At 70.6% G+C, this 26,457-nt stretch carries 23 protein-coding genes; 6 read left to right on the forward strand and 17 right to left on the reverse strand.

Translation table 11 applies throughout. The features are described from left to right. Nucleotides 1-2: 2 nt before the first annotated feature. The 4 genes from icmF to RTA_RS05180 all read right to left on the reverse strand — a co-directional run bounded on the left by icmF (nt 3) and on the right by RTA_RS05180 (nt 7,311). On the reverse strand, nt 3-3,296 hold the full coding sequence (gene icmF / locus RTA_RS05165) for a fused isobutyryl-CoA mutase/GTPase IcmF (RefSeq protein ID WP_013900328.1): 3,294 nt from the start codon (nt 3,294-3,296) through the stop codon (nt 3-5). A 112-nt stretch (nt 3,297-3,408) separates the two neighbouring features. After that, nucleotides 3,409-5,472: a TRAP transporter large permease subunit gene (locus tag RTA_RS05170; protein WP_013900329.1), complete on the reverse strand. Its 2,064-nt coding sequence runs from the start codon at nt 5,470-5,472 to the stop codon at nt 3,409-3,411. Beyond that, nucleotides 5,469-6,083 carry a TRAP transporter small permease subunit gene (locus RTA_RS05175; protein ID WP_013900330.1) on the reverse strand — a complete coding sequence of 205 codons (615 nt, stop codon included), beginning with the start codon at nt 6,081-6,083 and terminating at the stop codon, nt 5,469-5,471. Before RTA_RS05175 ends, RTA_RS05170 begins: the two co-directional genes overlap by 4 nt. A gap of 85 nt (nt 6,084-6,168) precedes the next feature. Continuing rightward, nucleotides 6,169-7,311, reverse strand: a complete 1,143-nt coding sequence (locus RTA_RS05180; RefSeq protein WP_013900331.1) for a TRAP transporter substrate-binding protein — start codon at nt 7,309-7,311, stop codon at nt 6,169-6,171. A 177-nt stretch (nt 7,312-7,488) separates the two neighbouring features. Between RTA_RS05180 and RTA_RS05185 the strand changes: the two genes are divergently transcribed. The 4 genes from RTA_RS05185 to RTA_RS05200 are packed head-to-tail and all read left to right on the forward strand — an operon-like array spanning nt 7,489 to nt 10,499. Beyond that, entirely contained in the window at nt 7,489-7,911 is a 423-nt protein-coding gene (locus tag RTA_RS05185; protein WP_041675064.1) for a rhodanese-like domain-containing protein, read from the forward strand. A gap of 11 nt (nt 7,912-7,922) precedes the next feature. Beyond that, complete coding sequence (gene argJ / locus RTA_RS05190) at nt 7,923-9,149, forward strand: bifunctional glutamate N-acetyltransferase/amino-acid acetyltransferase ArgJ (RefSeq protein WP_013900333.1); 1,227 nt, start codon at nt 7,923-7,925, stop codon at nt 9,147-9,149. A 4-nt stretch (nt 9,150-9,153) separates the two neighbouring features. Next, nucleotides 9,154-10,032, forward strand: coding sequence for an ATP-binding protein (locus RTA_RS05195; RefSeq protein ID WP_013900334.1), 879 nt, complete (start codon nt 9,154-9,156; stop codon nt 10,030-10,032). Continuing rightward, nucleotides 10,029-10,499, forward strand: a complete 471-nt coding sequence (locus RTA_RS05200) for an NUDIX domain-containing protein (protein ID WP_013900335.1) — start codon at nt 10,029-10,031, stop codon at nt 10,497-10,499. Before RTA_RS05195 ends, RTA_RS05200 begins: the two co-directional genes overlap by 4 nt. 19 nt (nt 10,500-10,518) lie before the next feature. On the opposite strand, the gene RTA_RS05205 is transcribed toward RTA_RS05200, so the two are convergent. The 6 genes from RTA_RS05205 to RTA_RS19655 all read right to left on the reverse strand — a co-directional run bounded on the left by RTA_RS05205 (nt 10,519) and on the right by RTA_RS19655 (nt 16,979). Further along, complete coding sequence (locus RTA_RS05205; RefSeq protein ID WP_013900336.1) at nt 10,519-11,007, reverse strand: hypothetical protein; 489 nt, start codon at nt 11,005-11,007, stop codon at nt 10,519-10,521. A 10-nt stretch (nt 11,008-11,017) separates the two neighbouring features. After that, the gene (gene ku, locus RTA_RS05210; RefSeq protein WP_041675066.1) at nt 11,018-11,959 is read right to left on the reverse strand and encodes a non-homologous end joining protein Ku; all 942 of its coding nucleotides are present in this window, start codon (nt 11,957-11,959) and stop codon (nt 11,018-11,020) included. Nucleotides 11,960-12,107: 148 nt separating this feature from the next. Beyond that, nucleotides 12,108-12,428 (reverse strand): hypothetical protein, encoded by a 321-nt coding sequence (locus RTA_RS05215; RefSeq protein WP_013900338.1) that lies wholly within the window; start codon nt 12,426-12,428, stop codon nt 12,108-12,110. A gap of 122 nt (nt 12,429-12,550) precedes the next feature. After that, the gene (locus RTA_RS05220; RefSeq protein ID WP_013900339.1) at nt 12,551-12,769 is read right to left on the reverse strand and encodes a KGG domain-containing protein; all 219 of its coding nucleotides are present in this window, start codon (nt 12,767-12,769) and stop codon (nt 12,551-12,553) included. A 126-nt stretch (nt 12,770-12,895) separates the two neighbouring features. Next, entirely contained in the window at nt 12,896-14,284 is a 1,389-nt protein-coding gene (locus RTA_RS05225; RefSeq protein WP_013900340.1) for a sigma-54-dependent transcriptional regulator, read from the reverse strand. A 91-nt stretch (nt 14,285-14,375) separates the two neighbouring features. After that, nucleotides 14,376-16,979: a hybrid sensor histidine kinase/response regulator gene (locus tag RTA_RS19655; protein ID WP_013900341.1), complete on the reverse strand. Its 2,604-nt coding sequence runs from the start codon at nt 16,977-16,979 to the stop codon at nt 14,376-14,378. 360 nt (nt 16,980-17,339) lie between these two features. Between RTA_RS19655 and rpoN the strand changes: the two genes are divergently transcribed. Both rpoN and RTA_RS05240 read left to right on the forward strand, forming a co-directional pair. Continuing rightward, nucleotides 17,340-18,722 (forward strand): RNA polymerase factor sigma-54, encoded by a 1,383-nt coding sequence (gene rpoN, locus RTA_RS05235; protein ID WP_041676130.1) that lies wholly within the window; start codon nt 17,340-17,342, stop codon nt 18,720-18,722. 68 nt (nt 18,723-18,790) lie between these two features. After that, nucleotides 18,791-20,203, forward strand: coding sequence for a sensor histidine kinase (locus RTA_RS05240; RefSeq protein ID WP_041675067.1), 1,413 nt, complete (start codon nt 18,791-18,793; stop codon nt 20,201-20,203). Here the strand turns inward: RTA_RS05240 and RTA_RS05245 are convergent. The 7 genes from RTA_RS05245 to pcp all read right to left on the reverse strand — a co-directional run bounded on the left by RTA_RS05245 (nt 20,182) and on the right by pcp (nt 26,450). Further along, a complete protein-coding gene (locus tag RTA_RS05245; protein WP_013900344.1) occupies nt 20,182-20,802 on the reverse strand; it encodes a response regulator transcription factor in 621 nt (206 codons plus the stop codon). The two genes, RTA_RS05240 and RTA_RS05245, sit on opposite strands and share 22 nt — an antisense overlap. A gap of 47 nt (nt 20,803-20,849) precedes the next feature. Beyond that, the gene (locus tag RTA_RS05250; RefSeq protein ID WP_013900345.1) at nt 20,850-22,145 is read right to left on the reverse strand and encodes a tryptophan--tRNA ligase; all 1,296 of its coding nucleotides are present in this window, start codon (nt 22,143-22,145) and stop codon (nt 20,850-20,852) included. 17 nt (nt 22,146-22,162) lie between these two features. Further along, nucleotides 22,163-22,831 carry a site-2 protease family protein gene (locus RTA_RS05255; protein WP_013900346.1) on the reverse strand — a complete coding sequence of 223 codons (669 nt, stop codon included), beginning with the start codon at nt 22,829-22,831 and terminating at the stop codon, nt 22,163-22,165. Between the two features lie 12 nt (nt 22,832-22,843). Further along, nucleotides 22,844-23,485: an L-threonylcarbamoyladenylate synthase gene (locus tag RTA_RS05260; protein ID WP_013900347.1), complete on the reverse strand. Its 642-nt coding sequence runs from the start codon at nt 23,483-23,485 to the stop codon at nt 22,844-22,846. Between the two features lie 481 nt (nt 23,486-23,966). Continuing rightward, entirely contained in the window at nt 23,967-24,911 is a 945-nt protein-coding gene (locus RTA_RS05265; protein ID WP_013900348.1) for a DMT family transporter, read from the reverse strand. Next, nucleotides 24,908-25,759: a 3',5'-nucleoside bisphosphate phosphatase gene (locus RTA_RS05270; protein WP_013900349.1), complete on the reverse strand. Its 852-nt coding sequence runs from the start codon at nt 25,757-25,759 to the stop codon at nt 24,908-24,910. Before RTA_RS05270 ends, RTA_RS05265 begins: the two co-directional genes overlap by 4 nt. 19 nt (nt 25,760-25,778) lie before the next feature. Next, nucleotides 25,779-26,450 (reverse strand): pyroglutamyl-peptidase I, encoded by a 672-nt coding sequence (gene pcp / locus RTA_RS05275; RefSeq protein ID WP_013900350.1) that lies wholly within the window; start codon nt 26,448-26,450, stop codon nt 25,779-25,781. Between the last annotated feature and the right edge of the window lie 7 nt (nt 26,451-26,457).

A 26,457-nucleotide genomic window follows, 5' to 3' on the forward strand; every position in this document is an offset into this window, starting at 1 on the left:
CGCTACATGTTGCGCCGGTACTGGCCGCCCACCTCGAACAGGGCGCTGGTGATCTGGCCCAGCGAGCACACGCGCACCGCGTCCATCAGCACCTCGAACACGTTGCGGTTGTCGATCACGGCCTGCTGCAGGCGCTGCAGCAGGGCCGGCGCCTCGCCCGCGTGCCGGTCGTGGAAGTCGCGCAGCCGCCGCAGCTGGCCTTGCTTCTCCTCCTCGGTGGAGCGGGCCAGCTCCAGCTTCTCCGGGGTGGGGTCGCCGTGCGGGTTGCGGAAGGTGTTGACGCCGATGATGGGCAGCTCGCCGGTGTGCTTGAGCATCTCGTAGTGCATGCTCTCGTCCTGGATGCGCCCGCGCTGGTAGCCGGTCTCCATCGCGCCCAGCACGCCGCCGCGCTCGGCGATGCGCTCGAATTCGGCCAGCACCGCCTCCTCGACCAGCTCGGTCAGCTCGTCGACGATGAACGAGCCCTGGTTGGGGTTCTCGTTCCTGGCCAGGCCCCACTCGCGGTTGATGATCAGCTGGATGGCCATGGCCCGGCGCACGCTGTCCTCGGTGGGCGTGGTGATGGCCTCGTCGAAGGCGTTGGTGTGCAGCGAGTTGCAGTTGTCGTAGATCGCGATCAGCGCCTGCAGCGTGGTGCGGATGTCGTTGAAGTTGATCTCCTGCGCGTGCAGGCTGCGGCCCGAGGTCTGGATGTGGTACTTGAGCTTCTGGGACCGCTCGTTGGCGCCGTACTTGTGCTTCAGGGCCACTGCCCAGATGCGGCGCGCCACCCGGCCCATCACCGTGTACTCCGGGTCCATGCCGTTGGAGAAGAAGAACGACAGGTTGGGCGCGAAGTCGTCGACGTGCATGCCGCGGGCCAGGTACGCCTCGACGAAGGTGAAGCCGTTGGACAGCGTGAAGGCCAGCTGGCTGATCGGGTTGGCGCCGGCCTCGGCGATGTGGTAGCCGCTGATGGAGACGGAGTAGAAGTTGCGCACGTCGTGGTGCACGAAATATTCGGCGATGTCCCCCATCACCTTGAGGCTGAACTCGGTGGAGAAGATGCAGGTGTTCTGGCCCTGGTCCTCCTTGAGGATGTCGGCCTGCACCGTGCCGCGCACATTGGCGAGCACCCACTCCCGGATCTTGGCGGCCTCGGTCTCGGTGGGCTCGCGGCCGTTGTCGGCCTTGAACTTCTCCAGGTTCTGGTCGATGGCGGTGTTCATGAACATCGCCAGGATGGCCGGCGCCGGGCCGTTGATGGTCATGGAGACCGAGGTGCCGGGGCTGCACAGGTCGAAGCCCGAGTACAGTTCCTTCATGTCGTCCAGGGTGGCGATGGACACGCCGGAATTGCCCACCTTGCCGTAGATGTCCGGCCGCGGGTCGGGATCGTTGCCGTACAGGGTGACCGAGTCGAAGGCGGTGGACAGCCGCTTGGCCGGCATGCCTTCGGACAGAAGCTTGAAGCGGCGGTTGGTGCGGAACGCATCGCCCTCGCCGGCGAACATGCGCGTGGGGTCCTCGTTCTCGCGCTTGAAGGCGAAGGTGCCGGCGGTGTAGGGGAAGCTGCCGGGCACGTTGTCCAGCATCAGCCACTGCAGGATCTCGCCGTGGTCCTCGTAGCGGGGCAGGCTCACCTTGCGCACCGGGGTGCCCGAGATCGACCGGGTCGTGAGCTGGGTGCGGATCTCCTTGTCGCGGATCTTCACCACGTACTCGTCGCCGGCATAGGCCTTGCGCATGTCCGGCCACTGCTGCAGCAGGTGCAGGGCGTCCCTGTCCATGCGCGCCTTGCGCTTGCCCGCCAGGTCCAGGGCCGCCTCCGCCGCCGGGGCGCGCCCGGGCTTTTCGACCTTGAGCATGCGGGCGGCTTCCTGCAGCTGCTGGACCTCGCGCGCCAGCACGGCCTGTTCGCGGGCGCGCTTCTTGTAGCCGCGCACCGTGTCGGCGATCTCGGCCAGGTAGCGCGAGCGCGCCGCCGGCACGATGGACGCCTGGTTGGTGCTGTGGCGCACCGTCACGGCCGGCAGGCGGCCGTCCTGCAGCGCCACGCCCAGGGCCTGCAGACGGGCCTTCAGCGCCTGGTACAGGGCGGTGACGCCGTCGTCGTTGAAGCGCGCCGCCATGGTGCCGAACACCGGCATGTCCTCGGGCCTGCTGCCCCAGGCCTCCTGGTTGCGCTGCACCTGCTTGGCCACGTCGCGCAGTGCGTCCTGCGCGCCCTTGCGGTCGAACTTGTTGATCGCCACGAACTCGGCGAAGTCCAGCATGTCGATCTTCTCCAGCTGGCTGGCGGCGCCGAATTCCGGCGTCATCACGTACAGCGGGATGTCCACGTGCGGCACGATGGCCGCGTCGCCCTGGCCGATGCCCGAGGTCTCGACCACCACCAGGTCGAAGCCGGCGGCCTTGCAGGCGGCGACCACGTCGGGCAGGGCGGCGGAGATCTCGCTGCCGAAGTCGCGCGTGGCCAGGCTGCGCATGAACACGCGCGAACCGTTCTTCCACGGGCCGATGGCGTTCATGCGGATGCGGTCGCCCAGCAGCGCGCCGCCGCTCTTGCGCCGCGAGGGGTCGATGGAGATGACCGCCACGCGCAGGCGGTCGTCCTGATCCAGCCGCAGGCGGCGGATGAGTTCGTCGGTGAGCGAGGACTTGCCGGCGCCGCCGGTGCCGGTGATGCCGATCACCGGCACCTGGCGGGCCGCGGCCTGCCGGCGCATTTCCTGCGCCAGGGCCGCGTCGGCGCTGGAATTCTCGATCGCGGTGATCAGCTGGGCCAGGGCCCGCCAGGCCATCTCGCCGTGGCCCTGGATGGCCGCCAGGTCCCTGGGCGCGAGCGCGGTGAGGTCCTTGTCGCAGCGCATCACCATCTCGCCGATCATGCCCTGCAGCCCCATGCGCTGGCCGTCCTCGGGGCTGTAGATGCGCGTCACGCCGTAGGCCTGCAGCTCGCGGATCTCCGCCGGCACGATCACGCCGCCGCCGCCGCCGAACACCTGGATGTGCTCGCCGCCGCGCTGGCGCAAGAGGTCCACCATGTACTTGAAGTACTCGACGTGGCCGCCCTGGTAGGAGCTCACGGCGATGCCCTGCACGTCCTCCTGCAGGGCGGCGGTGACCACCTCGTCGACGCTGCGGTTGTGCCCCAGGTGGATGACCTCGGCGCCCATGCCCTGCAGGATGCGCCGCATGATGTTGATGGCCGCGTCGTGCCCGTCGAACAGGCTGGCGGCCGTGACGAAGCGCACCTTGTGGGTAGGGCGGTAGCTCGCGAGCGCCTTGAATTCAGCGGACAGGTCGGTCATGGGGGGTGTCTCCAGGCCACTACCTTAATTGACGTTTACGTCAACGTCAATGTCGCGAACGCTGCAGGAAAAAGGCCGCCCGGAGGCGGCCTTTCGCGTTCGGCGCAGGGGTCTACCGCGCGTAGAGCACGGACGGCAGCCACAGCCCGATCTGCGGCCAGATGTACAGCAGCACGATGGCCACGATCTGGATCCCCATGAACGGGAGCATCCCCACGAAGATCTGGTTGAGCGTCACGTGCGGCGGACTCACCCCCTTCAGGTAGAAGGCCGACATCGCCACCGGCGGCGACAGGAAGGCGGTCTGCAGGTTCAGCGCGACCAGCAAGCCGAACAGCAGCGGGTCCACGCCGAAGTTGTCGAGCAGGGGCACGAAGATCGGCATGAAGATCACGATGATCTCGGTCCACTCCAGCGGCCAGCCCAGCACGAAGATGATCACCTGGGACAGGATCAGGAACTGCGTCTGGGTCAGGTTCATGCCGAGCACCCAGCGCTCCACCAGCTCCTGCCCCCCCAGCAGTGCGAAGGCTGCCGAGAAGATGGCCGAACCGACGAACAGCCAGCAGACCATGGCAGACGTCTTGGCCGTCAGGAACACGCTTTCCTTGACCACCTCGAAGGTGAGCTGCCGGTAGGCGATCGCGAGCACGAAGCCCCCGAGCGCGCCCACCGCCGCGGCCTCCGTGGGCGTCGCCAGGCCCATCACGATGGAGCCCAGCACCGCCAGGATCAGCACCATCAGCGGGAAGAAGCTCGTCAGCAGCATCTTGAAGACTTCGAGCCGCGCGAAGGTCAGCAGGGCGTAGAAGATCGCGAAGAGCGCTGCGAAGACGGCGAAGGTGGTCCACCAGGTTCTTGAAGCCTCGCGTTCGGCCCCCATCGCTGCGGGCGTGCCGCCGGCGCCTGGAGGCTCCGCGACGCCACCCGCTGCGGGCGGTTCGGCCACGCCACCGGCTGCGGGTGGCTCCGCAAGGCTGCCGCCGGCTGCGGGAGGCTCGGCCACGCCACCGGCTGCCGGCGGCTCTGCGAGGCTTGCGCCCGCTGCGGGCGGTTCGGCCAGTCCACCACCGGACGGCGGTTCCGACAGGCCCGTGCCCGCCGCCGGCGGTTCCGCGAGGCCGCCGGCCGACGGTGGCTCGGCGAGGCCCGTCCTGGCATCGCGGTCTGTCCCGCCGCCGCTCGTCTCGCCCATCCGGGTCAGGTTCTCGTAGGTCGCTTCGGCGGCCAGCGGCTCGGTCACCGCGCGGTAGCTCCACAAGGAGGCGAAGACGAACAGCAGCAGCGGCGCGACGACCACCAGCAGCTGACGCAGCAGGTAACCGGTCGACACGTCCTGGTTGCGCCGACCCTTCAGCGCCGCGAGCAGGCCCACGACCGCATGCTGCGTGCCGTCGGGGTTGGTGATCTTCTGCGTGAGCGGCGGCAGCGGCACGAAGCGGTCGGCCGCGGACAGCGGCGGCGCCAGCGATGGCTTGATCTTCGCCACCAGGACGACGTACAGGATGTACAGGCCGGTCAGCATCAATCCGGGGAAGAAGGCGCCGGCATACAGCTGGACCACCGACACACCGGCCGTCGCGCCGTACACGATGAGCAGCACCGACGGCGGGATCAGGATGCCCAGGCAACCGCCGGCGGTGATGGAGCCTGCCGTCAGCCGCACGCTATAGCCGGCCTTGAGCATGGCCGGCATCGCCAGCAGCCCCATCAGCGTCACGACCGCGCCGACGATCCCGGTGGCGGTGGCGAAGATTGCGCACGTGACGAGGGTGGCCACGGCCAACGCGCCCGGCAGGCGCGCCAGAGCCAGGTGGATGCTTCGAAACAGGCGTTCGATGAGGTTGGCGCGTTCGACGATGTAGCCCATGAACACGAACAGCGGGATCGCGATCAGGACGTCGTTGCCCATCGTCTTGAACGCGGCCTGCACCATCAGATCGAGCGTCCGCGTGGTGTCCCGGTCGTAGGCGAGCCAGGTGAAGATCATGCCCATGCCCATCAGCGTGAAGGCGGTGGGGAAGCCGAGCATGATGGCCACGACGACCAGCGACAGCATCAAAAGGCCGATGTGGCCGCGCTCGATGCGCTCCACGCTCACCAGCATGATCAGCGCCGCGGCCACGATGATGGCCATCAGGCCGAAGCCGAACCAGAGTTCCTTGCGGATCTTCACAGCGGGCTCCCCTTCTCGGCGGGCGCCGCAGCCAGTCCCGGGTTGTCGTCGGCATGGACCATCTTCTTGAGCTTGTCCACGTCCACTTCCTCCACGTCCTGCTCGCGCGACGGCCACTGCCCTTCACGGATGCAGATGATGCAGCGGGCGATCTCGACGAAGCCCTGCAGCAGCAGGATGGCGCCCGCGAACGGGATGAAGAACTTGAAGGGGTACACGGGAATCGGGTCCGCGTTGAAGGTCTGCTCGCGGATCGCGAGCGACTCCTGGAAGTAGGTCCAGCCGGCCCAGGTCATGGCGAACACGCCCGGCAGGAAGAACAGGATGTAGAGGATCAGGTCCAGCGTGGCCTGGGTGCGCGGCCGGAAGAAGCCGTACAGCACGTCGCCGCGCACGTGGCCGTTCTTGGACAGGGTGTAGGCGCCGGCCATCATGAACAGCACGCCGTACAGCATGATCTGCACGTCGAGCATCCAGGAATGCGGCTTGCCCAGCACGTAGCGCGAGAACACTTCCCAGGAGATCGCCACCGTCAGCAGGACGACGCACCAGGCGAACGTTTTTCCCAGCCAGGTTGATAGGCGATCAACCGCCAACAACAGTTTCTGCATCTTTTATACCTTTTTGCCGGAGGCGGGCCTCAGACGAACAAAGGGCGGCTGTGCGCACAGCCGCCCTCTGCACCAAGCCGGTGAATCAGGACTTCTTGGGGGCTGCGCCGCCCGTGCCGGACTTGGCGAAGTAGCGGTTGTAGGCCATCTTGAAGTCGACCATGTAGTCGTTCTGCCACTGGCCGGCACGCGAGGCAAACTCGCGCTGCGAATCCAGCACCTTCTTGAACATCGGGTTCTCGGATCCCTTCTTCGCGGTGACCTTGTCCCAGGAGTCGAGCTGGGCACGCAGGATCGCGTCGGGCGTCTTGTAGAAGTTGACCTTGTCCTTGGTCTTGAGCTCGATGTAGTCCTTGGAGTTGCGGTCGATCGCCTTCCAGCTCATGTCGGCGCTGGCGGCCTGCACGGCGTAGTCGATCATGGCCTTGAGTTCCTGCGGCAGGGAGTTGTACTTGGTCCTGTTGAACAGGATCTCGAACTGCTCGCCGCTCTGGTGGAAGCTTTGCAGCATGCAGTTCTTGGCCACGTCGGGGAAACCCAGCACGCGGTCGGACGAGGCGTTGTTGAACTCGGCCGCGTCGATCAGGCCGCGATCCAGCGCGGGCACGATCTCGCCGCCGGGCAGCGGGTTGACGGCGACGCCGAGGTCGGTGAACAGGTCGACGGCCAGGCCCACGGTGCGGAACTTGAGGCCCTTGAGCTGTGCCACGTTGGACACCGGCTTCTTGAACCAGCCCAGCGGCTGGGTGGGCATGGGGCCGTACAGGTAAGAGACCACGTCCATGTTGATGGACTTGTAGATCTCCTCCAGCAGGGCCTTGCCGCCGCCGTAGTAGTGCCACGACAGGACCATGTTGGGGTCCATGCCGAAGGCCGGGCCCGAGCCCCACAGGGCCAGGGCGGAGTTCTTGCCGTAGTGGTAGGCCACCACGCCATGGCCGCCGTCCAGCGTGCCCTTGTTCACGGCTTCCAGCAGCTGGAACGCCGGGACCACGGCGCCGGAGGGCAGCACCTCGATCTTCATGCGGCCGCCGGCCATGTCGTTCACCTTCTTGGCGAAGTCGTTGGCGTACTCGTGGAAGATGTCCTTGGCCGGCCAGGTGCTCTGGAAGCGGAACGACACCGGTGCGGCCTGGGCCATCACCATGGGCGCGCTCATGCTCGCGCCGGCGGCGACGGCGGCGCCCTTGAGCAGGCTGCGGCGGCGCGGGGACTTGGATTCGGTCATGAGGTCTCCTTTGAGGGTTGGGGTGGTCAACAGGCGATCTTTTGCGCCAGTGGCCGGCACCCGAAACAGGGTTTTCACCGAGCTCAGGTGATGAAGGGCGCCTAAATCCCTGAAGCTGACGCCGGTGTCAGCCTCAGGGCCGGCGGGGCGCGCGCCGCGCGCTGGCAGAATCGCGCCATGCCCGCCCCGCCGCCCACCGTCCAGCCCGCCGAAGGTTATGCCGGCGACGTGCCGCCGCAGCTCGCCTACGAATGGTGGCGCTCGGGCGACGCCGTGCTGGTCGACGTGCGCAGCGATGCCGAACGCGAATGGGTGGGCTACGTGCCCGGCGCCGTCTCGGCGCCCTGGAAGCAGTGGCCGGGCATGGCGCCCAACCCCGGCTTCGACGAAGCGGTCCGTTCCCAGGTGCCGCCGGGCAAGAAGGCGGTGATGCTGTGCCGCAGCGGCGTGCGCTCGATCGCCGCGGCCCGCCGCGCCACCGAGCTGGGCATCGAGGCCTACAACATCCTGGAAGGCTTCGAGGGCGATGCCGACGCCGAGGGCCACCGCGGCCGCAAGGGCGGCTGGCGGCTACGGGGCCTGCCCTGGCGCCAGAACTGAGAGGAGAACCGATGGCTGTGAACCTGAGCGCGCCCCGCGCGGCTGACCTGCTGCCCGTGCCGGGCGTGCGCATCGGCGTGGCCGAGGCGGGCGTGCGCAAGGCCGGGCGCAAGGACCTGACCGTGATGCTGCTCGAGCCCGGCGCGGCGGTGGCCGGCGTCTTCACGCAGAACCGCTTCTGCGCGGCGCCGGTGCAGGTGTGCCGCGAGCACCTGAAGCAGGGGGACATCCGCGCCCTGGTGATCAACACCGGCAACGCGAACGCCGGCACCGGCCAGGACGGCCTGGTGCGCGCGCGCGCCACCTGCATCGCCCTGGCGCGCCAGCTCGAGGTGGCGCCCGAGCAGGTGCTGCCGTTCTCCACCGGCGTGATCATGGAGCCGCTGCCGCTGGAGCGCATCGAGGCCGGCCTGCCCGCGGCGCTGGCCGACGCGCAGCCGGCCCACTGGCTGCGCGCCGCCGAGGGCATCATGACCACCGACACGGTGGCCAAGGCCTTCAGCGCGACGGCCGTCGTCGGCGGCGCGCAGGTGACGGTCACCGGCATCAGCAAGGGCGCCGGCATGATCCGGCCCAACATGGCCACCATGCTGGGCTTCCTGGCCACCGACGCCCGCATCGCCCCCGGGCTGCTGCCGGCGCTGGCGCTGGAGCTGGCCGAGGCCTCGTTCAACCGCGTCACCGTGGACGGCGACACCTCGACCAACGACTCCTTCGTCGTCATCGCCACCCAGAAGGCCGCGCACGCGCCCATCGCCTCCCTGGACAGCGCCGACGGCCGCGCGCTCAAGGCCGCCATGCTGCAGGTGGCGCGCCAGCTGGCCCAGGCCATCGTGCGCGACGGCGAAGGCGCCACCAAGTTCATCACCGTGCGGGTGGAGGGCGGCCGCGACGCGGGCGAGTGCCGGCAGGTGGCCTACGCCATCGCCCACTCGCCGCTGGTCAAGACCGCGTTCTTCGCCAGCGATCCCAATCTGGGCCGCATCCTGGCGGCGGTGGGCTACGCCGGCATTGCCGACCTCGACCCCGGCCGCATCGACCTGTTCCTGGACGACGTGCACGTCGCCGTGGGCGGCGGGCGCAACCCGTCCTACCGCGAGGAGGACGGCCAGCGCGTGATGAAGCAGAGCGAGATCACGGTGCGCGTGGTGCTGGGCCGGGGCCAGGCGGCCGACACGGTGTGGACCTGCGACTTCAGCTACGACTACGTGAAGATCAACGCCGACTACCGTTCCTGATCCGATGGCCGAGAAGTTCGACCACCTCATCGCCCGCGCCGAGCAGCTGCTGGCCCGCATCGAGGCCGTGCTGCCGCAGCCGCTGTCGGCGCCCGACTGGTCGGCCTCGGTGGCCTGGCGCTTGCGCAAGCGCTCCACCGGCCACGGCTCGCTGGAGCCGGTGCGGCACGTGGCGGCGATCCGCCTGGCCGAGCTGAAGGAGATCGATCCGCAGAAGGAGAAGATCCAGCGCAACACCGAGCAGTTCGTGCGCGGCCAGACGGCCAACAACGTGCTGCTCACCGGCGCGCGCGGCACCGGCAAGAGCTCGCTGATCAAGGCCTGCCTCAACGAGTACGCGCCCCGGGGCCTGCGGCTGATCGAGGTGGACAAGGCCGACCTCACCGACCTGCCCGACATCGTGGAGGTGGTGGCGCCGCGGCCCGAGAAGTTCATCGTCTTCTGCGACGACCTGAGCTTCGAGGAGGGCGAAGCGGGCTACAAGGCGCTCAAGTCCATCCTGGACGGCTCGGTGGCCGCGGCCACGCCCAACCTGCTGATCTACGCCACCAGCAACCGGCGCCACCTGCTGCCCGAGTACATGAAGGAGAACCTCAGCTACACCCACACCGAGGACGGCGAGGTCCATCCCGGCGAGGTGGTGGAGGAGAAGATCTCCCTGTCCGAGCGCTTCGGCCTGTGGGTGAGCTTCTACCCGTTCAGCCAGGACGAGTACCTGGCCATCGTGGCGCAGTGGCTGTCCTCGCTGGGCATCCCCGCCGCGCAAGTCGAGGCCGCCCGCGCCGAAGCCCTGGTCTGGGCGCTGGAACGCGGCTCGCGCAGCGGCCGCGTGGCCTACCAGTTCGCGCGCGACTGGGCCGGCAGGCGCGGCGGCGACCTGTGAGCGTTCTGGTCGCCGACGGCGAGCGGCCGCGCGAAGGCGGGCCCGATCGCCGGGAAGTCCTGGTGGCCGTGGGCGTGCTGGTGCGGCCGGACGGCCGCTTCCTGCTGACCTCGCGGCCGGCCGGCAAGGTGTACGCCGGCTACTGGGAGTTCCCGGGCGGCAAGCTGGAGCCGGGCGAGACGGTGGAAGCCGCCCTGCGCCGCGAACTGCACGAGGAGCTGGGCATCACCATAGCCACGGCCCATCCCTGGAAGGTCGAGCGTGTCGACTACCCGCATGCCCTGGTGCGGCTGAACTTCTGCAAGGTGTTCGACTGGACGGGGCAGCTGCAGATGCGCGAGGGCCAGGCCTGCGCCTGGGAGGGCCTGCCGGTGCAGGTGCGCCCGGTGCTGCCGGGCACGGTGCCGGTGCTGGACTGGTTCGCGGCAGAGCGCGGCCACCGGGGCGCCACGCACTTCGCGGCCTGACGATGGCCGTCGCCGGACCTCAGGCCGAGCCCGGCTCCGGGCCGGCGAACGAGGCGCCGGTGGCCAGCTCGAGGCGGTCGGTCAGGGCGTGCAGCGCCGCCTCGTGCTCGCGCCACAGCTGCATGAAGCGGCCGTCGTGGTCGGACTCCAGCCAGGCCTCCGGGTCGGCCAGCCGCAGGCGCTGCTGGGCGGCCAGGAAGGCCGCCAGGCGGGTATGCACATCCATCAGCGCCGACCACTGGCGCGACAGGCGTGGAAAGCCCAGGGCCTGGGCCCTGGCGGCTTCCTGCAGGGCTGTCTCGGCCACGTCGTCGTGCAGAACGAAGGCGGCGTTGCGCCGCTGCGAAGCCACCCAGGCCGAGTAGCGCGCCAGCGCGTGCAGCAGGCGCAGGCCCTGCTCGCGCCGCGCCTCGCGCAACCGCAGGTGGCGGGTGATGAGCGCGCTGATCACGGCGGCCAGCGCCACGCCGGAGAGCAGCCACAAAGCGAGGGAGGAAAGGTCGGACACGGCCACCGCCTTATGCGGCGCGCCGGTTGCGGGCCTTGGCCGGCGCGGGCTTCTTGGCGGGCGCCTGCTTGCCGGCCGCCTTCTTCGACGCGGGTGCGGGGGCCGGCGCGGCCGCCTTGCCACCGCCACCGCGCTGCAGGCTGCGCTTGAGCAGCTCCGTCAGGTCGATCACGTCGGCGCCGGCGGGCGCCGCGGGCTGCGATTCCACCTTGTCGACATGGGCCGTGTCGCCGGCTTCTGCCTTGGCCTCCACCAGCTTCATGACCTCTTCCTTGAACGAGTCGCGGAACTGGTCGGCGCTCCAGTGGGCGGTCATGCCCTCGATCAGCTGCTTGGCCATGTTCAGCTCGGCTTCCCGCACGCCCGCGGCCTTGGCGTCCGAAGGCGGCAGCTTCAGCTCCTCCCACGAGCGGATCTCGCCGCCCCAGCGCAGCAGGTTGAGGATCAGTGCCGGACCGCAGGGGATGAGCACGGCCAAGTGCTGCTTGGTCTGGATCACCACCTTGGCGATGCCGACCTTGCCGGTCTGCTTGAGCGCCTCGCGCAGCAGCGCATACACCTTGTCGCCCTTGTTGACGGGGCCGACGTAGTAGGGCCGCTCCAGGTAGACGAAGGGCACCTCATCCGCGTCGACGAAGGCCTCGATCTCGATGGTCTGGGTGGTGCGCGGGTAGGCTGCGGCGATCTCCTCGGGCGACAGGATCACGTACTGGCCATCCTGCCACTCGATGCCCTTGACGATGTCGTCCTTGTCGATCTCCTTGCCGGTCTTCTTGTTGACCCGCTTGTAGCCCACCGGGTCCATGGTGCGCCTGTCGAGCCAGTCGAAGTTGAGGTCGCTCTCGGCGGTGGCCGAGTACAGCCCGATCGGGATGTGCACCAGCCCGAACGTGATGGCGCCCTTCCACAGCGTGCGCGTGGAGGTTTTCGCCATTCCTTTCTGATCGGCCATGGATGGAAATTCTTGTTGGGAAAAACTTCCTGAGTTTGCAAACGTATCCGTGCCCGGCCTGTGGGACACCTGCAGGGCGCCGTGTAGGCGGGCGCGCACAGCCGGCCCCGGCTCCCTGCTATGCCGTACCGGCTTGGCTCGGGCGCCGTCAGTGCAGCTTGAGCAGGGAGGCCAGGCTGAGCCCGCGCCGCGGCGCCGGGGCGCCGGGCGCGTGTTCGTCAGCCGTGCGCTGCCAGCGGGCGGCCAGGCGCGAGAACGCCTCGCCGCTATCGGGGGCGAAGGCGGCGTGCTCGCGGTGCAGCGTGCCGAAGTTGCCGGCGATGCGGCGCGCCAGCAGGTAGCGGTGGGCCGGCGCCCGCGTCTGCATGAAGGCGGTCATCAGCGACAGCGTGGCCAGCCACAGCGCGCGGCAGGCATCGGCCAGCGCCTTCGCATCGGCGCCGCCTTGCGCATCGGATCGGGGGGTCACGGCTTGCTCCCTGGACGGATGGTGTGGGTCTCCATCCATGCTAGGGGCCGGGCCGCGCCCCCGGTGTCGGCGCAGGTCGCGCCCGCGGACCGCTGAGTCCTACAGCGGCCGCCCGCCCATGGTCAGCGGCTGTCGCCGGCGCTGGGCCGCGCATGCCGCTTCTTGCCGGCGGCACGCGCTTCCTCGCTGGTGAATTCATGCGCGTGGCCGCTCTGGTGGGCGGCGCGCCCTCCCAGGCTGGCGATCTCGCGCTGGCGCTGCGGGTCCATCGCCGCGAAGCCGCGCAGGCTGCGCTTGGGGGTGTTGCCGTTGGACTGGTTGGAGGAATCTTGCAAAGACATGGGGTTTCCTTCGAATAAGGGAAAGGGAGTCCGACTCGTGGCAACGGGCATGCCCGCGAATCCGGCGTGCCGGGCGGCGCGCCGCCGGGGCTCTGCTGCAAAACTTGCGGCAAATGGCTGAACTGCCTAGACGCCGTATTCCTTCAGCCGGTTGTACAGGGTCTTCAGGCTCACGCCCAGGGCCGCGGCGGTGCGCTCCTTGTGGTGCCCGAAGTGTTCCAGCGTGGCCAGGATCACCTGCCGTTCCACCGTCGCCAGCGGCGTGCCCACCGCGACTTCCAGGATGCCGGACGGACGGCCGCCGGTGCCCGCGGCCGTGGCGGCGGGCAGGGGTGCCAGCGCCGCCGGGGCGGCGGTCGGCACGTCGCGCGGCAGCCATTGGTCGGTGATCTGGGCGCCGGCCGTCATCACCCAGGCGCGCTGCAGCACGTTGCGCAGCTCGCGCACGTTGCCCGGCCAGCGGTAGCGCGCCAGCCGCTCGAGCGCGGCCTCGCTCGCCTGCTTCTGCTGCCCCTCGCGCTCGCCGATCTGCTGCAGGAAGTGCCGCACCAGCAGGGGCAGGTCCTCCTTGCGGTCGCGCAGCGGCGGCAGCTCGATGGGGAACACGTTCAGGCGGTACATCAGGTCCTCGCGCAGCGCGCCGGTGGCCACGGCGTGGCCCAGGTCGCGGTTGGCGGCGGCGACCACGCGCACGTCGGTCTCCTGCGGCACGGTGGAGCCCACCCGCATGAAGGTGCCGGTCTCCAGCACCCGCAGCAGCTTGACCTGCAGCTCCAGCGGCATCTCGGTGATCTCGTCCAGGAACAGCGTGCCGCCATGGGCGCGCTCGAAGAAGCCTTGGTGCTGGCGTTCGGCGCCGGTGAAGCTGCCCTTCTCGTGGCCGAAGATCTCGCTCTCGATCAGATGGGGCGAGATCGCGCCGCAGTTCACCGCCAGGAACGGCCGGGCGCGCCGCCGGCTGAGGTCGTGCACGGTGCGCGCCACCAGCTCCTTGCCGGTGCCGCTCTCGCCGGTGACGAAGACCGTCACCGAGGTGCCGGCCACCCGTGCGATCTGCTCGTACACCAGGCGCATGGGCGCCGAGGTGCCCACCAGGTGGCCGAAGCGGCCGGTGCGCTGCAGGTCGTCATTGAGCGTGCGCACCTCGGCTTGCAGCACCGAGGGCTTCATCACCCGGGACAGGATGCCCTGCAGCTGGCGCGCGCTCACCGGCTTGACCAGGTAGTCGGCCGCGCCGTAGCGCAGCGCCTGGATCGAGGTTTCCAGGCTGGCATGGCCCGTCATCAGCACCACCTCGGAATTGCCGATGAGCTCCTGCTCATCCAGCAGCGCCATGCCGTTGCCGTCGGGCAGCTGCAGGTCCAGCAGCACCAGGTCGGGCGGCTGCATCGCCATCTGCCGGCGCGCGTCGCGCAGCGACGGCGCGGTGGCCGCCGAGTAGCCCTCGCTGGCCACCAGCGCGGCCATCATGCGGGCCGAATCGGCGTCATCCTCGACGATCAGTGCGTGTCCCATCCGTGGGGTACTCCCTCAAAACGAACCGATTGTTGCGCGCGGCTACAGACGCGGTGTAACAACATGGAAGAGCGGGGGAGAAGCGGCAAGCTCAGCGCTCCTCCAGGCTGGCACGCAGCTGCCGGCGGTCCACCGGCTTGACCAGGTAGGCATCGAAGCCGGCCGTGTAGGCGTCGTCCGCGTCGCGGTCCCGACCATAACCCGAGAGCGCGATCATGCGGCCCGCGTAGCCGGCCGCGCGGGCGTGGCGCGCCAGCTCGTAGCCGGTCAGGCCGGGCAGTCCGATGTCGACGATGGATACTTCCGGACGCAGCTGCAACACGCAGTGCAGCCCATCGATGCCGTCGCTGGCCGTGCTCACGTCGTGGCCGTCCAGCTCGAGCTTGGAGCGCAAGGCCGCCAGCACGTCCTGGTTGTCCTCGACCACCAGCACGTGGCGGCGCCGCGAGGGCGGCAGCGTATCGCCTGCCTGGCGCACGGGCGGGGCCACCGCTGGCAGCCGCACCGTGAAGGAGCTGCCGCGTGCCAGGTTGGCGGCGCTGACGGTGCCGCCGTGCAGCTCGACCAGGCTGCGCACCAGGGTCAGGCCCAGCCCCAGGCCGCCGGCGCGCCGGTCCAGCGGCCGCTCGCCCTGCACGAACAGGTCGAACACGCGCGGCAGCAGTTCCGGCGGAATGCCGGCGCCGCAGTCCCGCACCTCCAGCTGCGCCATGCCGTCCTGCAGCCCGGTGCTGACGTCCACCGGCGAGCCGGCCGGCGTGTACTTGAAGGCGTTGGTCACCAGCTGGGTCACCACCTGCTCCAGCCGCACCGCGTCGCCCTCCACCCAGGCCTCGTCCAGGTGCAGCCGCAGCTCGTGGCCGCCGGCCTCGCCGGTCAGCGACAGCGTCTGCCGCACCCGGATCGCCACGGCGGCCAGGTCGACCGGCTGCCGCAGCAGACGCACCTTGCCGGCCAGGGCGCGGCCCACGTCCAGCAGGTCGTCCATCATGTGGGCCAGGTTGCGGGTCTGGCGCGCGATGATGCCGCGCGCTTCCGTGGCACTGGGGCTGTCCGCCGGCGCGATCTCCAGCACCTCGACCGCGGCCGAGACCGCGCCCAGCGGGTTGCGCAGCTCGTGGCTGAGCATGGCCAGGAACTCGTCCTTGGCCCGGCTGGCGGCCTCGGCCTGCCGGCGGGCGGCGATGGCGCGCTCGGTCAGCTGCTCGCGCTGCAGCTGCGCCTCGCGGTGGGCCGTCATGTCCACCGTGACGCCCACCATCTGCACGGCCCGGCCGTCGGCGTCGTAGTGCAGCGTGACGCGGCTGGAGAGCCAGCGCGAGCGGCCGTCGGGGGCGGTGATGCAGTATTCCAGCGTCCAGCCCTCCCGGCGCAGGGCGCATGCGGTCCAGAACTCGCGCTCGACGCGGTCGCGGTCGTCCCCGTCGATCCGCGCGAACCACCCGGCCAGGCCGGCCATGGGCGTGTCCGGGCGCGTGCCGAACAGCCGGTGCTGGCCCGGGGTCCAGTCCAGCTGGTCGGCGCCGAAGCGGTAGTGGAAGAAGCCGACCTGGCCGGCCTCCTGCGCCAGGGCCATCAGCTGGTGGCTCTCGCGCAGTTCCTCGGCCGTGGCCTCCAGCCGGGCCCGCGCGGCCGCATCGCGCTGCGCGGACCGCAGCAGCGCATGGCGCAGCAGGGCGACCTCCTTGACCGGCGCCGGGCCGGCCAGCCGCGCCGGCCCGCCGGTGGCCAGCTGGTGCAGCGGGCGGGTGACGCGGCGGGCCGCCAGCGCGGCCAGCAGCACGCCCAGCAGCAGGCTGGCACCGCTGGTCGCCAGCGCACCCAGGATGGCGCGCCGGTGGCCCGCGTCGATCGGCTGGGCCGGCGTGCCGACCCGCACGGTCCATCCGGCCACCGGCACCGCCTGCCAGGCCGCGTACACCGCCCGGCCCTCGGAGTTCAGCGCGCGGTGCACGCCGAACGGCTGGCCGCGCAGCGTCTGCGCGGTCGCCGGGGGCAGGGCATCACCGGCAGCCGCCACCTCGGGCCCGGCGGTGTGGCTGATGGTCCGGTACTGGGCGTCGAGCAGCGCGGCATAGCCGCCCTGGGGGCGGCTGGCGCCGCTGGCCAGCCGCTGCCACACCGCGGGGCCGATGCGGGCGCCCAGCACGTGGCCCGGCTCGCCTTCGCGCACCAGCGGAACCGCCAGGATCACGGCTGGCCCGTCGGTTCCGTCGCGGGGCAGCAGGCCCGAGACGGCCGGCTGCAGCCGCTGGGTTACCAGCCGGCGCACGCCGTCCAGCTCGGGCGCCGGACCCTCGGCCCCCCCGGAGGCGGTGTCGAACAGCACGCCGCCCGCCGGGTCCAGCAGGAACACGCTGTCCCAGTCGCGGCGCGGCCGCGGCCGCCAGCGCCACAGCTGCTGCAGCCGCCCCGGCCCGCCCTCCTGCAGCACCTCGGAATGGGACAGCGCGGTGAGGGCATCGAGCGAGGCCAGCAACTCGCTGTCCACCGCCTGCGCGAACGAGGCCGCCGAGCGCGCCAGGCCGTCCTCCACCTGGTCCTGCTGCGCGCGGGCGTCCATCAGGATTTGCCAGCTCATGAGGGCCGACAGCGGGAAGGTGGCCAGCAGGATCACCGCCACCAGGTAGGTGCGCAGCGAGGCCGCCGGCCAATGGCGTTCGAGCCGTGGGGGCGAGGGTGTTCCGGGCGACATGGTGGACCGCTTCGCGGACGGGCCGCCGCGGGGCCCGAGTATTCCATGGTCGCTGCCCGGCCGGCATCGGCGCAACGGCATGTAAGCCTGCAGTTCTTGCGCGTAACGGCTACCGGCCGGGCTCGCCGGCCGCGCCCAGAGCGGCTCTCCCGGTCGCCGCGGCAGCGCGGTAGGTGAGCTTCGTTTGCTGCTTTCGGCCGTGTTTTCGCCGCGCAATGGTTAGCAATGTCCGGCTTGTGTGAGCATCTTTGTCCAGCCGCTTCGCGAGGCATGGGCTTTGCGTAAAGTCATCGCCGAGCAAGCCACTGCCTGCGCCTGCGCGGCTTCTTTCTTCAAGCAGGGGGATGCCAGACGATGATGATGAATTCCTTGGGCCTGCGCGCCAGCCAGACCCTCCAGCCCGCGCTGTCGCCGCGCCTGCAGCGCGCGGTGCGGCTGCTGCAGATGTCGTCGATCGACTTCTCGCAGGTGGTGCGCGACGCGCTGGACACCAACCCGTTCCTCGAAACCGACGATTCGGCCCCGCCGGCCGACACGGCGGTGGCGGACGTGGCCGAGACCGAACCGCCGGAGGGCCTGGGCTGGGGCGCCGACCCGGTGGGGCGCTCGCGCATGGTCGACGGCGACGGCGGCGTGTTCGACACCCTGATGGCCCCCACCTCGCTGGCCGACCACCTGATCGGCCAGCTCAACGTCATGCCCCTGCCCGAGCGCGACTGGGCGCTGGCGGCGGCGGTCGCCGAGTCGCTGGACGAGGACGGCTACCTGCGCACGCCGCTGGAGGAAGTCGCCGCCGTGCTGCAGCTGCTGCCGCAGGCGCAGCCGCAGGAACTGGTGATCGCGCTGCGCCGGGTGCAGGCCCTGGACCCGGCCGGCGTGGGCGCGCGCAGCGTGGCCGAATGCCTGCTGCTGCAGCTGCCGGCGCTGCCCGATGCGCCGGTGCGCGAGCTGGCCGCCGTCATCCTGGCCGACCACCTGGAGGTGCTGGCGGGCCGCGACCTGGGCGTGCTGGCGCGCCGCCTGGGCGCCAGCCGCTCCGCGGTCGAGGCGGCCTGCGCCGCCATCCGCCGGCTCGACCCGCGCCCGGGCTGGAAGTTCGGCGCGCCCTCGGTGCAGTACGTCACGCCCGACGTCATCGTGCGCAAGCAGCGCGGCCAGTGGACCGCCTCGCTCAATCCGGCCGTGGTGCCCAAGGTGCGCGTCAACCGCAGCTACGCCGACCTGTTCACGCGGCACCGCAGCCCGCAGCACGCGGAGCTGGGCGCGCACCTGCAGGAGGCCAAGTGGACGGTGCGCAACGTGGAGCAGCGCTTCTCCACCATCCTGAGCGTCTCGCGCGCCATCCTCAAGCGCCAGCACCACTTCCTGGCCTACGGCGCGATGGCGATGAAGCCGATGGCGCTGCGCGAGATCGCCGACGAGGTGGGGGTGCACGAGTCCACCGTCTCGCGCGTGACCAACAACAAGTTCATGGCCACGCCCTGCGGCGTGTTCGAGCTCAAGTACTTCTTCTCGCGCGGCCTGGCCACCGCCAGCGGCGGCGAGTGCTCGCCCACCGCCATCCGCAGCCTGATCGGCGAGATGATCGCGGCCGAGGCGCCGCAGCGGCCGTTGTCGGACGTGGAGATCGCGCGCCAGCTGGCGCAGCAGGGCCTGAACGTGGCGCGCCGCACGGTCACCAAGTACCGCCAGCTGATGAAGATCGAGCCGGCCGAGCGCCGGCGGCCGGTGGCCTGCGCCTGACACCAGGGCGCCGCGGGTGCGGCCGGGCCCGGCGCGGGGGCAGCCCGGCCGTTGGCTAGACTGCGCCCATGAGATCCGACATCGCGCCCCCGGCGGCCGCGCCCGAGGCGCTCTGGGTGGAGGGCGAGCTGGTGCGCAGCCTGATGCGCACCGCCCGCACCACGCAGGTCGCCGCCTTCCTGCTGATCCCGGTCTACCTCGGCGTGCTGTGGACCGACACCGACGTGGCGGCGCTGATGGTGTGGGCCGGGATCGCCCTGGCCGTGGCGCTGCTGCGCCTGGCCCTCATCCGCCACTACACGCACAGATTGCCGCATGCGAGCGCGGCCGAGCACCTGGCGTTCTTCGCGCGGGCGCGGCACGTGTGGACGCTGAGCGCCGGAGCCTGGGGCGCCTCGACCTGGCTGTATTTCGACAGCGCGCCGCTGGCCGACCAGTTCATCTGCTGGCTGATCATGGCCGGCCTGGCCATGTTCTCGATCAACAGCATGTCCGCCCACCTGGCCACCATGCGCGCCTACCTGAACACGCTGGCGCTGACGGCGCTGGCCGTCATGGGCTGGCGCATCGTCGTCGAGCTGCAGCTGCGCGGGCCCTTCTACCATTTCTGGCTGATAGCGCTGCTGCTGGTCTTCTGGTACGCGCTGCGGCAGGCCGGGCTGCGGCTGCACCAGACGCACCGGCGCAACTTCGAGCTGCAGTACCGCAACAACCAGCTGATCGATTCGCTGACGCGCCAGACCCAGGCGGCGCTGGACGCGGTGGAGGTCAAGAACCGCTTCCTGGCCAGCGCCGCCCACGACATCCGCCAGCCGGTGCACGCGCTCGGGCTGTACGCCGACTGGCTGGCCGGCGAGCCGGAGCTGGTGCACGACATCGCGCCCAAGATCGTGGAGTCGACCAAGGCGGTGAACGCGCTGTTCGATTCGCTGTTCGACCTGGTGCGGCTGGACTCGGGCAAGGTGCGGCTGAACATCGACCAGGTGCCGCTGGACAAGCTGCTGCGCGACCTGGAGCTGCAGTACCGGCCGCTGGCCGAAGCCAAGGGCCTGCGGCTGCGCATGCACGTGGCGCCGGGCTCGGTGGTGTCCGACCCCATCCTGCTGCAGCGCATCGTGGGCAACCTGATCTCCAACGCCATCAAGTACACCGAGCGCGGCGGCGTGCTGGTGGCCGTCCGCGGCGGCGCGGCGGGCCGGCGCATCGAGGTCTGGGACACCGGCGTGGGCATCGCGCCGGCGCACCAGCGCGAGGTATTCCGGGAGTTCTACAAGGTGCCCTCGCATGGCGGCACCGAGGACGGCTTCGGCCTGGGCCTGAACATCGTCGCGCGCCTGTCGCACATCCTGGGGCACCCGCTGGTGCTGGCCTCGCGGCCGGGCCGCGGCACCCTGTTCCGGCTGATGCTGCGCCCCACGGACGCGCGGCTGGCGGCCGAGCGCGCCGCCCGCGCGGTCAGTCAGCTGGCCAGGAGGCCGTGAACCCGGGCGTAGTGGATGGTCTGGGTGCGGCTCTTGACGCCCAGGCGGCGGAACAGCCGCCACAGGTGCACCTTGACGGTGTGCTCGCTGATGCCCAGCTCGTCGGCGATCTCGCGGTTGGACAGGCCCCGGTCCAGCATCACGATCAGCTGCTTCTGGCGCTTGGACAGCTTGTTGTCGGTGGGCGCCAGCTCCTCGAACCCGCCGTCTGCCGTCATCAGCGCGCGCAGCGCGTTGCCGATCTCCCCGGCGCCGGAGGACTTCTCGATGTAGATGTCGGCGCCGGCCTCGATGCACAGCTCCTCGGCGTCGGCCGCGGGCGAGGCCGAGAGCACGGCCAGCGGCACGCCGGGGAAGCGGTTCTTGATCTCGTGCACGCCCGAGGTGCCGGTGGTGTCCGGCAGCTTCAGGTCCAGGCAGACCAGGTCGGGCGCGCCGTGCTGGCGCACCGCGGCCTCGATGCCGCCCAGCCGGTCCAGCTCGACGACGTTGGCGCCGGGCCGCAGCCGCCGCAGCAGCATGACCACGGCCTCGCGCATCAGCGGGTGGTCGTCGACGACGTACAGGTTCGAGGGAGAGGAAGGTTTTTGTGGGACCATGGAACCGCCGAGGATAACTGGTGACGCCGCCGCCGCCGCGGGGGTCCCTAGCCGGCCTGGGCCAGCTGTTGCAGCGCCGCCATCACCTCGGCCTCGGCCACGCCCGCCGGCCGCTCCAGGAGCGCCTCGAGCCCGTCCAGCCGGCCCTGCCGCAGCTGCGCGATGCTCTGGCCGGCCTCGCGCGGCGAGTCGAAGCCCGCGCTTTGCAGCAGCAGCCGGCCGCCCGCGTCGACCAGCTTGAAGTAGTGCCGGCCGTCGGCCTCGCGGTACTGCTTGAAGCTGGGCAGGGCCGCCTTGTCCTGTTTCTTCGCCGGCGCGGCGGCCGCTCCCATGGCCAGGTGGCGCAGGCCCACCGCCGCGCGCAGCCGCGCCATGAACGGCGTGGCCCGCTCGCGCGCCTTCTCGGCACCGCGGCGCAGGATGGCCTCCAGCTCCTGCGGGTGCTCCATCAGGTGCCGGTAGCGCTCGCGCATGGGCGCGACCTCGCGGTCGATGCGCTCGAACAGCAGCTGCTTGGCCTCGCCCCAGGCGATGCCCTGCGCGTAGGCCTGGCGCAGCGCCTGCGTCTCGGCCTCGCTGGCGAACGCCTGGTAGATCTGGAACAAAGCCGAGCCCTCGACCTGCTTGGGCTCGCCGGGCGCGCGCGAGTCGGTGACGATGGCGGCGATCTGCCTGCGCATCTGCTCGGGGGGCGCGAACAGCGGGATCACGTTGTCGTAGCTCTTGCTCATCTTGCGGCCGTCCAGGCCCGGCAGGAGGGCCACCGACTCGTCGACCGCCGCTTCGGGCAGCACGAAGTTCTCGCCGTACAGGTGGTTGAAGCTGGAGGCCATGTCGCGCGCCATCTCGATGTGCTGCACCTGGTCGCGGCCCACCGGGACCTTGTGGGCGTTGAACAGGACGATGTCGGCCGCCATCAGCACCGGGTACATGAACAGGCCCGCCGTCACGTCCGTGTCCGGGTCGCTGCCGGCGGCCAGGTTCTTGTCGACCTGCGCCTTGTAGGCATGGGCGCGATTGAGCAGCCCCTTGCCGGTGACGCAGGTCAGCAGCCAGGTCAGCTCGGGGATCTCGGGGATGTCGGACTGGCGGTAGAAGAACACCTGCTGCGGGTCCAGCCCCGCGGCCAGCCAGCAGGCGGCGATCTCCATCGTGGAGCGCTGGATGCGCGCCGGCTCGTCGCACTTGATCAGCGCGTGGTAGTCGGCCAGGAAATAAAAGTTCTCGGTGCCGGGCCGGCGGCTGGCCTGCACGGCGGGGCGGATGGCCCCCACGTAGTTGCCCAGGTGCGGCGTGCCGGTGGTGGTGATGCCGGTGAGGTAGCGGACGGGAGCGGCGGTCATGCGGGAGAGGGGAGGATTCAGCGCAGCAGCGCGTTCAGCGGGGCCAGCAGCAGGCCCAGAGTGTCGTAGCCAAGGCGGATCAGCGGGCGCAGCCAGAAGGTGCCGACCAGGCCCACCAGCACCAGGCCCAGGACGATGAAGAAGCCCCAGGGCTCGACGCGGGACAGCAGCTGCGCCTGGCGCCAGGGCAGCAGGCCCATGAGGATGCGCCCGCCGTCCAGCGGGGGCAGCGGGAACAGGTTGAAGGCCCACATCACCAGGTTGACCAGCACGCCGGCCTTGCACATCTCCAGGAAGAAGCGCTCGTTCACGCCGGAGCCGGTGAGCAGCGCGAACAGCACGGCCCAGAAGATCGCCTGGATGAAGTTGGACGCCGGCCCGGCCAGCGCCACCCAGACCATGTCGCGCCTGGGCCGGCGCAGCTGGCCGAAGTTCACCGGCACCGGCTTGGCGTATCCGAACAGGAAGGCGCCCGACGTGGCGAAGTACAGCATCAGCGGCATCAGGATGGTGCCGATGGGGTCGATGTGCTTGACCGGGTTGAGCGTGACACGGCCCATCATGTAGGCGGTGTTGTCGCCCAGGTACCGCGCCACGTAGCCGTGCGCCGCCTCGTGCACGGTGATGGCGAACAGCACCGGCAGGGCGAAGATGAGGACGGTCTGGACCAGATTGTCGATGTTCACCGGCCGATTGTGTCAGAGGGACACGCCCAGGGCGGCGGGATCGCCGCGGCCCTGGCGCACCAGCACCGGCTCGCCGCCCTGGCCCATGGGCGTGAGGTCCAGCACGGTGGTGGGCTCCAGCGGGCAGGCACCGGCGTCGACCACCGCCGCCAGCACGCGCTCGAAGCGGGCGCGGATGGCCGCCGCGTCGTTCATCGGCAGGGTCTCGCCGGGCGGGATCAGGGTGGTGGCCAGCAGCGGTGCGCCGTGCAGCGCCAGCAGCTCCTGCAGCGCGCGATGGTCGGGCACGCGCAGGCCGATGGTCTTGCGCTGCGGGTGGCTCACGCGGCGCGGCACCTCGCGCGTGGCCTCCAGGATGAAGGTGTAGGGGCCGGGCGTGCCCGACTTGAGCAGGCGGAACGCACGGTTGTCCACCCGGGCGTAGCTGGCGAGTTCGGCCAGGTCGCGGCACAGCAGGGTGAGGTGGTGCTTGTCGTCCACGCCGCGGATCTGGCGCAGCCGGTCGGCCGCCGCCTTGTCGTCGAGGTGGCAAGCCAGGGCGTAGCTGGAGTCGGTGGGCACGGCCACGATGCCGCCGCTGCTGAGCAGCGCCGCGGCCTGCTTGAGCAGGCGTTGTTGCGGGTTGTCGGGGTGGACTTCGAAGTACTGGGCCATGGGTTGTGATTCTTGCTGAAGGTCGGGGCAAGCGTTGTTCCAGGGGCGCCCGCACGGGACACCTGGCTTCCGGCATGCATCAAGGCTGTAGAAGCTCCTCGCCTTCCCCCCCTTCTCCCCCCCGCCCCTCTTCGCCCCCCGCCGGGGCGAAGAGGGGAGCCTGGATTTGTCCGCGCGCGCCGAATACGGATCTACAGGGGTAAGGTCGCGGTGCCGATCAGCACGCCACGGCGCGAACCTGCTGCTGGACGCGCTTCGGCGCGCGCAGGCTCGGAGCCGCTGGCCGCGCACAGCGCAGGCCAGGACGAGACAAGGAGGCGGGAGGTCGCGCTCACCTTACGAGCCAGCCGCGCTTGCGCGCTGGCTCGCGGCTCCGATCTGGTCGGCCAGCCATCCCTAGGACTGCAGCGTCCGGGGCCGTGGTTCACCGCGGAGGTGGCGACGGTGGCCTGTAGTTTCGTAGCCGGCGCGACGAACCAAATCAAGGCTCCCCTCTTCGCCCCGGCGGGGGCGAAGAGGGGCGGGGGGGAGAAGGGGGGGAAAACTCCCGCATCGTCAGCCAGGCACCGCCCGCGCCGCAGAGGGCGATCAAGGCCATCCCCGCCAGCGACCACCCGTCGGGCAGGTGGTTGAACACCAGCCAGCCGCCCAGCATGGCGAAGCCGATCTGGGTGTAGAGGTAGGGCGTCAGCGTGCTGGCCGGGGCGCGCTGGAAGGCCAGGATCAGCATGAAGTGGCCCACCGTCGCCATCAGGCCCATGAAGCACAGCGCCGCCCACAGGCCGCCCGGGGGCAGCTCGGCCCAGCCCAGGGGCAGCAGCAGGGTGGCCACGGCCGTGCCCACCCAGCCGGTGTACAGGTGCATGGTCTCCGGGTTCTCGGTGCGCGCCAGCTTGCTGGTGAGGATCTGGAAGCAGGCATTGGTGCCCACCAGGCCCAGCGGCAGCAGCGCGGCCCAGGTGAAGCCCTCGCCGCCGGGCCGGATGATCACCAGGGTGCCCAGGAAGCCGCCGATCACCAGCGCCCAGCGCAGGGGCGACACATGCTCCTTGAGCACCGTGGCGGCCAGCAGCGTCACCGCCAGCGGCGCGATCATCACGATGGCGGTGAACTCGCCCACCGGCATGTAGCGCAGGCTGGCGAAGGCGAACAGGCTGCTGCCCAGGAGCAGCGCGCCGCGCAGCAGCTGGAACAGCGGGTGGCGGGTGCGCAGCACGCGCACGCCGCGCAGCGGCAGCACCAGCGCGGTGGTGGCCACGGCCTGGAAGGCATAGCGGAACCACAGCGCCATCAGCAGGGGCACGGCGTGGCTGACCGCCTTGGTGGTGGTGTCCAGGGCCGAGAAGCAGGCGGCGGCGCCCACCACCAGCGCAATGCCGGCCAGCACGCGCCGGGAACCGGCGGGAAGCGCCGCCGCCGCGGTCACCGGATGCGCGCTTCCAGCAGCTCCCACACCGGCGTCAGCCCGCCGGGCAGGTAGGGCAGCTGGCCCAGGTCGGTGTGGCTTTCGTCGGGGCTGTGGAAGTCGCTGCCGCGCGAGGCGGCCAGGCCGAACTCCTGGGCGGTCTCGGCGTACTTGACGTACTCGGCCGCGGTGTGGCTGCCGGTGACCACCTCCACGCCCTGGCCGCCGTGCGCCTTGAACTCGGAGAACAGCGCGTACTCCTCGTTGGCCGTGAAGCGGTAGCGCGCGGGATGGGCGATCACGGCCAGGCCGCCGGCCCGGGTGATCCACTGCACCGCGTCCTTCAGCGAGGCCCAGCGGTGCGCCACGTAGCCGGGCTTGCCTTCCGTCAGGAAGCGGCGGAACACCTCGCCGGTGTCCTTGCACACCCCGGCCTCGACCAGGAAGCGGGCGAAATGCGTGCGCGAGATCAGCTCGGGGTTGCCCACGTACCTGAGCGCGCCCTCGTAGGCGCCCTTGATGCCCACCTGCGCCAGCTGCGCCGACATCTCCTGGGCGCGTTCGCCGCGGCCGCCGCGGGTGCGCACCAGGCCTTGCTGCATCTGCGGGTCGTCGGGATCGAAGCCCAGGCCGACGATGTGCACCGTGTGGCCGGCGAAGGTGACCGAGATCTCGGTGCCCGTCAGGTACTTCATGCCGCGCCCATGCGCGGCGGCCATGGCACGGTGCTGGCCGCTGATCTCGTCATGGTCGGTCAGGGCCCACAGCTCGACGCCATTGGCGGCGGCGCGCGCGGCCAGCTCTTCCGGCGTCAGCGTGCCGTCGGAGACCACGGAGTGGCAGTGCAGGTCGGCGTTGAGGATGGACACGCCCTGATTTTAGGTGCGCTCAGTCCAGGGCGCCGGCTTCGCTGCGGATGTCCTGCCGGGTGCGCAGCGCGCAGGCGATCGCCAGTTCCAGGCCGCGCACGATGTCCGCCAGCGGCAGGCTGGGCTGGCCCTGGCCCGGCAGCCAGGGCACGTGCACGAAGCCGCCGCGCACGCCTCCCAGATCGGCCTGCGTCGCCAGCGCGTGCATCAGGCCGTAGAACACGTGGTTGCAAACGAAGGTGCCGGCGGTCTGCGACACCTCGGCCGGCAGGCCCTCGCGCTGCAGGGCCGCCCGCATGGCCTTGATGGGCAGCGTGCTGAAGTAGGCCGCCGGCCCGCCCGCGACCACCGGCGCGTCCACCGGCTGCGCGCCCGCGTTGTCCGCGATGCGCGCGTCGTCCACATTGATCGCCACCCGCTCCAGCGAGATCGCGGCCCGCCCGCCGGCCTGGCCGCAGCCCAGCACCAGGGCGGGGCGATGCAGGCGCAGCAGGGCCAGCAGCGCCACCACGCTGCGCCCGAACACGGTGGGCAGCTCGGCGCCGACGACGGCATGGCCATCGATGAGGCGGCCGTGCAGCGCCCGCGCGGCCAGCGCGCTGGGGTTCAGCGCCTCGCCGCCGAAGGGGTCAAATCCGGTTACCAGAACGGTGGGAAAGCCACCCCTGGCACCGGGTGGAGTGCTTAGCATGCAAAGT

This window comes from Ramlibacter tataouinensis TTB310 (assembly GCF_000215705.1).
Classification (GTDB): domain Bacteria; phylum Pseudomonadota; class Gammaproteobacteria; order Burkholderiales; family Burkholderiaceae_C; genus Ramlibacter; species Ramlibacter tataouinensis.

Excerpts from the sequence above, each read along its gene's own strand:
- icmF (WP_013900328.1), bottom strand. The coding sequence starts at position 3,296 with ATGACCGACCTGTCCGCTGAATTCAAGGCGCTCGCGAGCTACCGCCCT.
- RTA_RS05220 (WP_013900339.1), bottom strand. The coding sequence starts at position 12,769 with ATGTCTTTGCAAGATTCCTCCAACCAGTCCAACGGCAACACCCCCAAG.
- RTA_RS19655 (WP_013900341.1), bottom strand. The coding sequence starts at position 16,979 with ATGTCGCCCGGAACACCCTCGCCCCCACGGCTCGAACGCCATTGGCCG.
- RTA_RS05225 (WP_013900340.1), bottom strand. The coding sequence starts at position 14,284 with ATGGGACACGCACTGATCGTCGAGGATGACGCCGATTCGGCCCGCATG.
- RTA_RS05185 (WP_041675064.1), top strand. The coding sequence starts at position 7,489 with ATGCCCGCCCCGCCGCCCACCGTCCAGCCCGCCGAAGGTTATGCCGGC.
- ku (WP_041675066.1), bottom strand. The coding sequence starts at position 11,959 with ATGGCCGATCAGAAAGGAATGGCGAAAACCTCCACGCGCACGCTGTGG.
- RTA_RS05245 (WP_013900344.1), bottom strand. The coding sequence starts at position 20,802 with ATGGTCCCACAAAAACCTTCCTCTCCCTCGAACCTGTACGTCGTCGAC.
- rpoN (WP_041676130.1), top strand. The coding sequence starts at position 17,340 with ATGAATTCCTTGGGCCTGCGCGCCAGCCAGACCCTCCAGCCCGCGCTG.
- RTA_RS05180 (WP_013900331.1), bottom strand. The coding sequence starts at position 7,311 with ATGACCGAATCCAAGTCCCCGCGCCGCCGCAGCCTGCTCAAGGGCGCC.
- RTA_RS05175 (WP_013900330.1), bottom strand. The coding sequence starts at position 6,083 with ATGCAGAAACTGTTGTTGGCGGTTGATCGCCTATCAACCTGGCTGGGA.
- pcp (WP_013900350.1), bottom strand. The coding sequence starts at position 26,450 with ATGCTAAGCACTCCACCCGGTGCCAGGGGTGGCTTTCCCACCGTTCTG.
- RTA_RS05250 (WP_013900345.1), bottom strand. The coding sequence starts at position 22,145 with ATGACCGCCGCTCCCGTCCGCTACCTCACCGGCATCACCACCACCGGC.
- RTA_RS05195 (WP_013900334.1), top strand. The coding sequence starts at position 9,154 with ATGGCCGAGAAGTTCGACCACCTCATCGCCCGCGCCGAGCAGCTGCTG.
- argJ (WP_013900333.1), top strand. The coding sequence starts at position 7,923 with ATGGCTGTGAACCTGAGCGCGCCCCGCGCGGCTGACCTGCTGCCCGTG.
- RTA_RS05240 (WP_041675067.1), top strand. The coding sequence starts at position 18,791 with ATGAGATCCGACATCGCGCCCCCGGCGGCCGCGCCCGAGGCGCTCTGG.
- RTA_RS05260 (WP_013900347.1), bottom strand. The coding sequence starts at position 23,485 with ATGGCCCAGTACTTCGAAGTCCACCCCGACAACCCGCAACAACGCCTG.